The sequence below is a fragment of the Tenericutes bacterium MZ-XQ genome (assembly GCA_002838205.1).
Taxonomy (GTDB): domain Bacteria; phylum Bacillota_I; class Bacilli_A; order Acholeplasmatales; family Acholeplasmataceae; genus Mariniplasma.
Genome location: CP017950.1, coordinates 600235 through 612203, shown reverse-complemented (window position 1 = coordinate 612203; position 11969 = coordinate 600235). Strand labels below are relative to the sequence as shown.

General features: G+C 31.8%; 8 protein-coding genes. 2 read left to right on the top strand and 6 right to left on the bottom strand.

Features of this window, described 5'->3' with window-relative positions; translation table 11 throughout:
* Nucleotides 1-7 precede the first annotated feature (7 nt).
* Nucleotides 8-7537: a hypothetical protein gene (locus tag BK011_03080; protein AUD64708.1), complete on the top strand. Its 7530-nt coding sequence runs from the start codon at nucleotides 8-10 to the stop codon at nucleotides 7535-7537.
* A gap of 42 nt (nucleotides 7538-7579) precedes the next feature.
* Here BK011_03080 and BK011_03075 read toward each other — a convergent pair whose 3' ends face one another.
* The 6 genes from BK011_03075 to BK011_03050 all read right to left on the bottom strand — a co-directional run bounded on the left by BK011_03075 (nucleotide 7580) and on the right by BK011_03050 (nucleotide 11329).
* Nucleotides 7580-7774 carry a hypothetical protein gene (locus BK011_03075; protein ID AUD64707.1) on the bottom strand — a complete coding sequence of 65 codons (195 nt, stop codon included), beginning with the start codon at nucleotides 7772-7774 and terminating at the stop codon, nucleotides 7580-7582.
* Nucleotides 7775-7784: 10 nt separating this feature from the next.
* On the bottom strand, nucleotides 7785-8501 hold the full coding sequence (locus BK011_03070; GenBank protein ID AUD64706.1) for a hypothetical protein: 717 nt from the start codon (nucleotides 8499-8501) through the stop codon (nucleotides 7785-7787).
* 2 nt (nucleotides 8502-8503) lie between these two features.
* Nucleotides 8504-9238 carry a hypothetical protein gene (locus BK011_03065; protein AUD64705.1) on the bottom strand — a complete coding sequence of 245 codons (735 nt, stop codon included), beginning with the start codon at nucleotides 9236-9238 and terminating at the stop codon, nucleotides 8504-8506.
* The gene (locus tag BK011_03060) at nucleotides 9231-10088 is read right to left on the bottom strand and encodes an ATP-binding protein (protein ID AUD64704.1); all 858 of its coding nucleotides are present in this window, start codon (nucleotides 10086-10088) and stop codon (nucleotides 9231-9233) included. Before BK011_03060 ends, BK011_03065 begins: the two co-directional genes overlap by 8 nt.
* Nucleotides 10081-10698, bottom strand: a complete 618-nt coding sequence (locus BK011_03055) for a hypothetical protein (GenBank protein AUD64703.1) — start codon at nucleotides 10696-10698, stop codon at nucleotides 10081-10083. The genes BK011_03060 and BK011_03055 overlap by 8 nt, the downstream gene beginning before the upstream one ends.
* A 136-nt stretch (nucleotides 10699-10834) precedes the next feature.
* Nucleotides 10835-11329: a hypothetical protein gene (locus BK011_03050; protein ID AUD64702.1), complete on the bottom strand. Its 495-nt coding sequence runs from the start codon at nucleotides 11327-11329 to the stop codon at nucleotides 10835-10837.
* A gap of 248 nt (nucleotides 11330-11577) precedes the next feature.
* Here BK011_03050 and BK011_03045 point away from each other — a divergent pair, with 248 nt between their 5' ends.
* Nucleotides 11578-11967 (top strand): hypothetical protein, encoded by a 390-nt coding sequence (locus BK011_03045; protein ID AUD64701.1) that lies wholly within the window; start codon nucleotides 11578-11580, stop codon nucleotides 11965-11967.
* Nucleotides 11968-11969: the final 2 nt, after the last annotated feature.

The window sequence follows — 11969 nt, the reverse complement described above, 5'->3', positions numbered from 1 at the left end:
AGTAGTTATGAAAGTTTCAATGATTAGGAAAATGTTGATATTTACTATTATTTTTTCAACACTTTTATATGTTGGAACTTTTTTGCGTATAGATAAAGTATATGGTCAACCTTATGATCAATATCATACCTGGAATGGTTTTGATTTACCTTATCAACCGTTAAACCCAAGTGCAATTTCTTTTGAAAGTGATTATCTTCAGTTTTCAACCATCATGGATGTTGCAGATCCCAATACGATTGATCAATCAAAAACATATGTAATCGAGTCTGCCTTTGAACTCTATAGGTTTTCTGTCCTTGCAAGTGGATCTCATGATCAAATCTATTTATCATTAAATTATGCTCTTGGTCAAAATATTGATTATTATGATGCATTGAAAATAAGCATTGAAAACTTATTTATACCCATTGGCTTTAATGAGCCATTTACTGGCACATTTGATGGTCAAGGTTATGAAATAACTAACCTCATATTTAGACCTACAAATACAGTTGATGAGTATGATACATATATGCCAGGTTTAGTTTATTTATCGATGTTTTCTAAGATTGATACAACTGGTGTTGTTAAAAATTTTGGTTTGATTAATCCGCTTATCATTCAAGCTCTCGAACAAGGCGTCATGACTCATGTAAGCGTTGTTGCTGGAGAAAATAAAGGTTTAGTGGAAAATGTTTATTATATAGACTTAAGAGAACAATCATCAGGTATAAATGCTGAAGGTAATTTTCATATATCAGGATTGGTATCAAGAAATATAGGTACAGTGTCAAATAGTTTTGTTTCAACACCGTACATAAAATCACAAGCGATTCAATCTAATTTATCTACAAGTACTTTGATTTATGCAAATCAAGGTACAGTAAATAATGTTTATTATGATAGTGATGTTTTAGAAGATAATGACGCTTCAACACTTTACGGCACTGGGTTAACAACAAATGATTTTCAAAACCCACTTAATTTTAATGATGATTGGTATTTTAGAGATTCATATACAAGTTTGGCATCAGAACCTTCATTGGAATCACAATTTATCGTTGATAACCAATATCCTATTTTACAAGGACTAGATGTTGAAAATGGAGAACTGCTTATAAGTGATGCGGTTGATTTTGTATATATGCATCAACTGTTAGGATTATCTGGACAGTTTAGATCTGCAGATTATGTCATTACTCACGATATTGACATGAATCAAGTATCAAAGACAGCTTATAAAGCATCTAATACAGGTTTTAGTGGAACATTAAGTTCAAAAGCAATTTTAAGTTCTGATACTATATTATACGATCGATTAGCAAATCAAGGTGGTGACATTACACATCATTCAATCATAAACTTAAAAATAGAACAAGCAACTTATTTGGGTAACTATGCAAGTTATGCGCTTTTTAGCTCACTTTTTGGAACAGTAAAAGATATCAATATATATAACCTTGAGATATTAACAGAAGACATAGATGAAACTTTTGAAAGAACGAAAGTATTAGTTGGGGCAGTTGCAGGACAAATGAACCATGGAACAATTGAAAATGTACATGTAGATGTTAACGCACATGTTGTAGAATCAACAGAGAACCTAGGGCAAATTATTATTGGTGGTTTTGTTGGCGAAGGTGGAGGTGTGATCTCTCAATCAACAACTTCAGGAAATTTGACCTCTGATTTACAAGTTTACAATGTGAAATCTGCTGGCAGTGCTGTTGCAGGTATGGTAGCAAAAGCAAATGATTTATCTATTATAGAATCTATGTCAATGATAAATGTTAAGGGGATGAGCTATACTGCTGATTATACTGGTACAAGCTATGTATCAGGTATGGTTGGTTATGGTACATTAAATGAAATATATAAAGCAGTTTTTGATGGAACAGTTACTGCATATGAAAACGGATTTGTTGATACAGTTTATGTAGCATCTATGTTTGCAAATATTTTAGATGTCTATGGAAATATTGAATATGTATTTAATGCTGGAGAGATGGTAACCCATATCGATCAAAGTCTATCATTATATCAAAATGGTATCGGTTATTTTTCTGACTTAGAAAACGATCTTAATATAAGTAGTATGACTAATCACGGCATGATGGATATAAATACTATTGGTGTTTTGTCTGATACCGTTTTAGATGATATTGATGTATATATATCTGGTGTCTTGACAATAACAGATACATCAGCAACACTCTATGGGATTTATCATGATATTCTACAAAATCAAATAGATCTTTCACTTATAGATACTTACAGTGGTATTTTGACAAATCTTACAGATGATCAAATTGATGCAACAAAACTATATCAAACAGGACATCTTGATTTGTATTCACAGAATACATTAACCAATGATTTAGTACAGATTGCAGGTGTTGCACTAGGTGAAAGCATCAATTTCACTCATATAAGACAAACAGGTGATATTGAGATATATGTGGATCATATGACAAATCTTGTAACTAGTCCAAGACTAAATGTATATGGTGTTTTTGAATCATTGTCATTAGGATATCATGCAGAACAAATCATTAACACAGGTGATATAAGTGTCATAAAAGATGGTAGTGTGTATGCTAACTATGATGTTTATATTTCAGGTATATTAGGTTATCATAAAAATGAAGGTGCGATTTATGACGATTTAAGCATTTCTCACAATTCCATTGATATAACGAATGAAAGTGGCTATTTAGATACTTTACTAAATGATGGCGATATTCTTGTGAGAGGCGACTTTGACGGAAGTATTCGAGCTTCTGGTATCGTTTTATATAACCGTTCACTCCTAACGAATGCAATTAATCTTGGCGATATAGATATTGTAAATAATATTCAAACATCATTAGATGAAGTTGAAGCCGCGGGGATTGCGTATTTAATGAGTGGTGAGTATGCACAGCTTAAAGATGCAGCGAATCATGGAGATATTAGAGTTATCTCTAATACAAGTCTGGGATTTGCACATGCTGCAGGGATTGCAGTGAGAAATGATCGATTAGAAAATGGAAGTGTTCTCGTTCAAAATACGCATGATAACGAGCGAGCTAAAATAACATTCAGTATAAATTACGGAAACATATTTGCTTTTAGTAATGTTAATGAAAGTGGATATACAATCGTCAATGAAACCCGTTCTAAAGCAGCAGGTATTTTTGCAATTGGTATTTTATCGAGTATTAATAATGTGAATTACGGTAATGTTTATTCTAAATATTTAGCTTCAGGCATTATTGGATTTATTTATTATAATCGCTTTGGAACTGTAAACTACGATGAAGTTTTTATATCAAACTCAATGAACTACGGTAAGATAAGACAAATTACAGCATATGATAGTAGTATTGATGAACTATCATATAATAATACTGCGACTCCACCAACAAATACTCAATCAGGATTTGGAGCTATTGTAGGTAAATTTCATACTGGAACTACAACATGGCAATTTGTTGGGAACGTAAACTATCCGATAGATCGAATTTATTTTGGATACCTATTAAACTTTGATGATCAGATTGATATGTTTGCAAGTGCTCCAGCTCCGGATGCATCTAATTTCTATGATTCAGAAGAATTGATTGATACTTTTGATGGTGTTATTTCTGGAATGTTAGCAAATATGGCAACAACCAATCCAAATGATGATTCAGTACCACCTTTTACTGAGTTCACCATCTTAATTTATATTTGGATTTTTCCAGTTGAAAGACAATTCGGTCAAGATATTCAAAGTTATGAACTCAATGATGGTGAAGATGGTATCTTCTATGAAACATTTGGATTTAGATCTTCTAGACCAGTATTTGGTAGTACTGACCAATATATTAGAGATTATATTCAGTACTTGCCAAGAGAAAAAGTGAATGAACCACTGTTAGATCAAATTGAAGCTGATACTTCAAATACTTTTACTGGTATTTATGCATTATCTAGTAGTAGTGGCATTGGTAATGGTATTTTTATTCCAGATCATTTTGAAACTGAAGGGTTAAATATTTATGATGAGGCAAATCCGACAGGAGATTCTTCATGGCTAGGTGACTCCTTAACTCCCGGTACTATCAGTAATGATTTGTATCATTTGATGAGACAAATAAAAAGTGTGTTTGCAACAACAATTTATGATTTGGAAATAAAGCAAGTTGATAGCAATGGTGATTATATCGAAGACGGACTAACATTAACTGATCCTGTTATCGATGAAGCAAGAGGGTTATTAACTTATTATATACCAAGTAATGCTTTGATATTAAATGGACAAACACCACAAAATTTAACAGTATCAAAATATGTAGAGGTATCCCCGGGTATTACTGGCGCAAGATATGTGCCAAACCTTTTAGGTAGTGGTGAACCGACTTATAAATGGGTAGGTACACATAAAAAGGTTAATGATCAAATGATTCCTATAGGTCCATATGCTGAGCTATCAGGAACTACTGTTTATAATGTCGTAAGAGGAAATCAGTATTATGAGTATCAAGAAACTAGATTATCAAGATTAAATCCTCCACTTTATCAATATACAAACACTTCTGGATCAATTGGTACAGGAGTTATAGATGAAATTGTTGATTTTTCTGGTTATACAGTTACTCAGATTTGGTTCTGGACATTTTACAACATGGAAGGCTACCGTCTTGATCAAATTCAGACAGCATCTACCGGTTATGGCGCATATGAACAGTATTATGAGTCTGGTTATACAAGAGCATTATATCGCTATATAGGACCTAATACTGAACTTGTAACTTATGTAAATGCAGGATTAACACCAAATGTTACAGTTTATCCAGAATCAAATGTTTTCTTTAAAGCAAATATCGATGAACAAACTTACACAATATCCGATGGTGCTTCTTTGATCAATGATGGTACAGCAATTACAACAAACGTATCGATTCCTAGAAGTTATGGTATCTATGATCAAATGTATGATGAGTTTGGTTTTTACATTGATAGTGTTGAAGACCATTATGGAACTGTGAGAGTTTTTTCTGAAGCTTATGATGCACAAGATCCAGCTACATACAAAGATTATACAATTAGAGTTATACGTACAGCAGATCAAGAAATATCAGATTTGGATATATTACTTGTTAATAGCGTTAGTGCACTTCCAGGAAGTTTCAATGTTGAAAATGTAACGGCATCACAGAACTTATTTTATGAATATGATGGAACCAATGGTTATATTAGTTTGACTTATGAAACATTTAATATTTCTGATTTGTACTATTTGTTACCGAGTGTAGAGATTTTTGATAATAACACAGGTGTTAAGGTACATACTTCATTATATCGACTTGAAAAAGGTTATGTTTCAACCAACCAAGGATTTAATAATCAAACTGGTGAATGGGGTTATGGAAATGTGTCCATTGATTTCATACCAGAAGATGATTTTCCAAGTGGAGACTATCGTATACAAACAACTTTAATTACGGGTGATACTTATAGCATTAATTTCTCAAAACTAGAAAGTGGAAATGCTAATGTATTATCGTTAGTTTATCAAGGAGAGGAAATCACTCCGGAATCTAACGTCTATACATCTGAAATACCTTATGGGTTGTATTACATTGACGGTAACTCACAAACAGATTTTGTTAATTTTACAAATCTATCTAGTATCGATGATATATATTACTTAGATGTTCCATCATCTTTACCTAACTATTTAGAAGGTCTTGAGATCTCGACGTTTTCGACAATTGATTATATTGATTTAACGATTACAAAAATAGAAGGCTATAGACATCAATACGATATCATATATCACTTAGTTGCAGAAAATGGATCGACGTATACATTTACACATCGTCTTGTAGAAAGACCATTGTATCAAGATGTTGAAGTTGCATATAAAAATGGTGGCGAGTTACCATTGCCTTTAACTGTTATTGATATTTTCTATGAAGAAGGACCAACTTTACGTTTTGAGTACGACTTTAATGATGTTTTCTTCCCAAATGATCAAATACTTTCTGTATCTAGCTTTTTCACACCATTAAATGGTACTGATGATGCAACCGAAAACATAGACTACTTTATTTCGACAATAAATGGTATAGGATTTGAAGTTGACTTGAATAAAGCAACACCTAAAGGTGATTATCAGTTTATGCTTACTTACCATTCCGAGGTTGTACTATGGGGATATAGTTTTGATTGGACATTTGATTTCACACCTATTGATGCGACTAAGTTAAAAAATGATAATGCTTACCTTGAAAATATTTTGTTCGCATCAAACTCCGTTTTTGATTCTGTCATCGATGCTTTCTCAACAATTATCGAAGTTGATCCAATAACAGTTGCTGATTATGAAGGGTATTATGTTTATCCGATAGAAGACCGTACACAAAGAATTATTAATGTTCTACCGACTACGGGTATAGATTATGGAGATTATCAAAACGAAGTTGCATATTGGATTTTAGGTCAGGTACAAAGAACAAACTTAGCTAGCTATACACCTACTTTTTATGTTCCAGATGGAGCTAAGATATACAAAGTGATTGATGAAAACAATCTTCATTACGATTATCAATCACCTGAACTAACTGCTGATTACTCAGATTTCGGTGATGGGGTAAGTTTCACTTTTGTTCATTATCGAATCTATGCTGAAGATTTTGATGAAAATCCTAATAATTATGTTGATTATTACGTCACAGTACAAGATACGACAAATAATGTTAAGATTGATATTACTGTAATGAATGATACGACAAGTTTCATTGAAGAAGTGTTTGTTACTGTAAATGTTTGTCGTGTTGAAGAGGGAGAAGCGTGTGATATTAATAACTACTTAAATCAGATGCAATTATTTTCATATTTCAATCAAGAATTATTAGTATATGAGAATTTACCATTTGCAACTTCCACAGATGGAACCTATAAGATTGATGTTGATTTACCGATTGGATTTGACTTTTACATTGAAGCATCACAAGACTTAATTTCAGGAGACTACTTAGAGATTCCATCATCGAGAATTCCACAAAGATACTTTATAACGATTCACATTGTTGAAGGTGTTGTTTTGGATAAACTTTGGGGATATGATGAAACCTATCATTATACTCCTGTTGCACTTGAGCTTGATGAATTACGTACATATGTGGTAGGTGAAAGATTTATCTATAATGAGATCACTTATGAAGTTCAACCAGGGTATACTTATTTATATAGTGTTGGTTCAGAACCAGGTACATCATCATCACTTGGGTTGTTGAATACGAGTAGAGTTTATGATCCGTTTTCGACTTATATAGATGGTAATACTGTTTTTCACTTAGGTACATATTACAAAGCTTTAGATGTTTTAGCATCAGGTGTTGAACCCAGTTTAACATCGGTAAGTAATGGTTTATGGTTTGAGATTTCTGAGGTATGGTTAAGTTATAATCATTATCAAATCGGTGACATGGTTTTATATAATGGTGAATATTATACAGCACTTGCAAATCATCAAAACATAGTTCCAGATGCAAACCCACTTACCTGGGAGTTATATGTTGAATAAGAAAACGGCTTAGTCAATGAAATGACCAAACCGTTTTTTTCTTTAAGTTATTAGGATGATGCCTGCAGTTAAAGCTACAACAGCTAATACGAGTAACATGATGTTATAGCCCTTTTTACCCATGAGCTTAATCATTGCCTTGGATTTTGCATTGTTGTAAAAGAATGGGAATTGAAATAATAATCCTACCAGTATTAACGCACCATAGATGATTAAAATAATCGCTAGAGTATCCATAGTTTACCTCCTATAAGTTATGTTTTTTTGTATATAATTTAAAAAGTAATGTACCAACAATGATATGGACAATAACGCCAATGATGAAATACAAAGTTGATGAATTTAGGAAATAGTCTTGAGGGATCAGTTGCATAGAAATGATTCTTGATGTCCAAAATCCTGGGATAAATCCTAAAAATAGTTCTGTCCATTCTATTAAAAATAGTGATGCGATAGGTATTAATAAGATAATACCAGAAAGCTTCATGATGACAAATCCTTCTACTTTGTTATTTGCTAAAGCATTAATAAGCAGTGAGAATATCGGCCCCTGGAGTGGAGCAAGTACGATAATAAAAATTAAATCAAGGATATCAACGCTTTGATAAAAACCACTAAACATGATTAAAATGAATGTCGCAAATACACCTAATATATAGCTAATAAGTAATTTAAGCAATACATAATATCTAACAGATATCGGTGTAATTTTTAAACTAAGTAAAACTTTATCATCTTGATCATCTAATAATGTGAATCCTGTGATTGCACCAAACATAAAGCCATTAAGTAAAATGAAAACTAATACAACAATGTTTGACGCCATGGCAGAAGATTGTTCTTCTAAATAAGGTATTAAAAAGTATGCAATGATAGCCATAATGATTGGATAAATCGAAAGAAATAAATACATTTTATCTCTTGTAATACTTTTTAGTTCGTGTAATAATAATCTTTTTAGCATGATTACACCCCGCTTTGTCTAACAGCATAATCTTTAAACTTTGGAAGGACATAAAATTGAAATAACGCAAATCCTCCAAGAGATAAAATAATTAAACTGAGATAGAATTTCAAGGTTATCGGTGATCCAAAACCAGCTTCAATAAGATTAATCGCAGATTGTGTTGGTAGGATGATTAGAATGTATTCCCAAACTTCACCTTTGAGTAATATGTTAAAGAAATAAAGTGATGGTGGAATTAAAAATACAAATGAAAAGATCATGACACCAACAAGCATTGCCGTAAAGTCTTTGGTTTTATAGCTGAATATGAAGCCCAGTAATGAGTGAAAAGAAACAGATAGGATTAATGCTAGGATGATTAAAAACCAATTGACTTCAACATTTTTTAAGAAAAAGAATACCAAAATGATTAACATCGATGAGAATAATGTATGAATCGTATTTGCAATCACTTTTGATAAAATCATATCTTTGTGAGACACAGGTGTTACGAGCATCGTAGATATGGTGAACTCAGTTTTTTCGAAAAACATCATCGCACCAACATATAATATCGACATCATTGTCGCGTCAACAACGATAATAAAGGGTAGCAGTCGTGATAATACATCAATGTCATCAATAAAATATAGAAGTAAAAACCATATGATTGCAACAACAAAACTAATGGTTGTTACGTTATATTTATTGAGTCTTTGTAGCTCTCCTTTGATGAGAAGTAAGAGTTTATTCATGACCCAAATCAACTCCTGTTACCATGATAAAGATGTCTTCTAAAGTTGTTTCGCCTGAATGGATGGTTTCGATATTTTTATTTTTAATAAGGTCTATAAAGGCTTGATTTTTACCTATGTCATCCATTGGAAACTCTTGAGTTTCTGTATGATTATTATCACTATACTCAACTTTAATAGTTCGTTTACCATATTTGATTTTTAAGTTTCTTGGTGAATCTATTTCTTTGATTTGACCATCAACGATAAAAGCTACTCTATCACATAATTGATCGATGTCACTCATGATATGAGATGTAATAAATACTGTTCCACCTTCTTGTTTGAAAACGCGAATCATATCTTTTAAAATCATAGCGTTTGTGGGGTCAAGTCCATTGGTTGGTTCATCTAAGAAAAGCATTTCAGGACTATTGAGTAATGCTCGAACGATATTTAATCTAATCTTCATACCTTTAGAGAACTCTCCAACCATTTTGTCTTTATGTTCCCATAAACCTACTTTTTTCATTAATGCTTCAACATCATTGTGTTTTTTATAAAGCTTTAAGAAAAATTCAATATTTTCCATTGCAGTCATTTTCGAGAAGTGAATTGGCATTTCAAAACTCACACCAATATTTTCATAAAATGATTCACCTAATTCTAAAATGTTTTTACTGTTATAAGTGATTAATCCATCATATTGATCCAGTAACTTAATCAATATTTTTTGAGTGGTGGATTTACCTGCACCACTAGGTCCTAAAAATCCGAAGATTTCTCCTTTTTTGATTTCAAATGAAATCCCTTTAATGGTTTCCTCTTTGTTTTTCGGATACTTGAAATGTAAATCTTCTACTTTAAACATGTGTACATATTCCTTTCATTATAAGATCTATGAGCTCGCTAGCTCTTTGTTCTACTGTTTTTAAATTTGTAACTGTTTTAGACAGTTCTTCGATTGTAATTTTGTTCATGAGCTCATTTAGTACGGTTGATAATAATTTTGGATCGATATCATTTCTGATAAGTCCGTTGTTTTGATCTTTAATGATGTATGATTCATACATCATTTGTGCTTGTTTTAGTCCTTCTTGAAACTTCTGTTTTTGCATTAAACCTTCTGAACTCGTAACCTTTTTAGCAACTTTGACTAACTTCGGATAAGCTTTTTCAAATTCAATCCCTTTAATATAAATCTGTTTAAAACGGTCCATAAATGAGATATCTGTATCCATTTGAAACAATGGACCCCAGAATTTGAACTTAAGCAGTTTAATTTGTTCTAAGAAATAGTCAAATAAATCATCTTTATCTTCGAAGTATTGATAGAAGCTGCCTCTTGATATTTTAGCCTGCTTGATGATATTTTGGATATTCACATGTTCATATGCATGCAAACCAAGTTCATCAGTTATCGCATCCAAAATCCTGTTTTTTTTATCATCAGGTAAATTATAAAATGTTTGTGTTGGCATAGCCTACCTCCTTTATGACAACCTTGTCATACTGAGTTCAAAAAAAATAAAATTCAATATGACAACCCTGTCACAATTCATATTATATACCAAGGATTAATCATTGTCAACACTAAAAATAAAAAAAGAAGAAGTGCTAGACCTCTTCTGTATTTGGTTTTAAGTTAACTTTACATTTTCCATGAATCAGTTCATGTCTAATCCAAATTAAACCGATCATGATAAGAACTAATGATATGAGTTTATAAGGCAGACCTGCTAGTGGTAATGCAATGACTGAAAAAGCAATACCTACACTTGCAAAAAAAGCAATGACACATGTTGTACATCCATAGGTTAAGATACCAAATAATACAGATAGAAAACCAAATGTTGATCCCTTACCCTCTTTTCCTTTGAGTTCAACCATAACAGTTGAAAGATGCATGAGTAACGTCGATAATAGACTCATCACAATATTTAGTGTAATATTTGTTATCACTAAGGCTTGTCCATAAGTTTCTCGCATTTCTGAATAGCTCATGTTGAGTGAATCGACAACTTGATAAATTGCCATAAAAGCGATGAAGAAGAGTGAAGCTTGGACGATATATTTTTTTTCTTTTAGTTTTGAGATTGCTAGCTTAAACATAACATGCTCCTTTAAATATACTTAATATTTTAAATTAATTTAATTATATCATGAAAACTCATGTTCATACAAAAAGATGCAAAGATATATTTGAAACCATAGTTTCTTTTCATAAAATATTGTCTAAAATGAATATTGAATATCTCAATTTTAAATGTCTAATTCAATCATTTTTTTTATCTATAAAAATGCGTGAGATGTTTTTAATTAAGGTGATTTTGTGCTAAAATAAGAACGAGGTAATAAACATGAATTTAGACAAAAGAAAAGTAAGAGTCGAGTTGATGCAAGTGCTTTATCAATACGACTTATATCAAAGTGAAAAAATCACTTTTATACCAACATTTGAGATTGAGGAAAGTCAATCGGTTTTTAATGATATTATAGAGAAATTAGATGACATTGATCAAGTGATTGAGGATAATCTATATAACTACAGTTTATATCGTTTAAGTTATTTAGACCGCGCCATTATAAGGCTTGCTACTTATGAACTGATGCATACAGATTTGGCAAAAGAAATCATTATTAATGAAGCAATTGAACTTACTAAAATTTACACAAATTTAGATGATGAGAAGCAACGTAAGTTTAATAATAAGGTCATTGATCAAATCACAAAAGCCATTAGGGGTTGAGC

Excerpts from the sequence above, each read along its gene's own strand:
- BK011_03080 (AUD64708.1), top strand. The coding sequence starts at position 8 with ATGAAAGTTTCAATGATTAGGAAAATGTTGATATTTACTATTATTTTT.
- BK011_03075 (AUD64707.1), bottom strand. The coding sequence starts at position 7,774 with ATGGATACTCTAGCGATTATTTTAATCATCTATGGTGCGTTAATACTG.
- BK011_03070 (AUD64706.1), bottom strand. The coding sequence starts at position 8,501 with ATGCTAAAAAGATTATTATTACACGAACTAAAAAGTATTACAAGAGAT.
- BK011_03065 (AUD64705.1), bottom strand. The coding sequence starts at position 9,238 with ATGAATAAACTCTTACTTCTCATCAAAGGAGAGCTACAAAGACTCAAT.
- BK011_03060 (AUD64704.1), bottom strand. The coding sequence starts at position 10,088 with ATGTTTAAAGTAGAAGATTTACATTTCAAGTATCCGAAAAACAAAGAG.
- BK011_03055 (AUD64703.1), bottom strand. The coding sequence starts at position 10,698 with ATGCCAACACAAACATTTTATAATTTACCTGATGATAAAAAAAACAGG.
- BK011_03050 (AUD64702.1), bottom strand. The coding sequence starts at position 11,329 with ATGTTTAAGCTAGCAATCTCAAAACTAAAAGAAAAAAAATATATCGTC.
- BK011_03045 (AUD64701.1), top strand. The coding sequence starts at position 11,578 with ATGAATTTAGACAAAAGAAAAGTAAGAGTCGAGTTGATGCAAGTGCTT.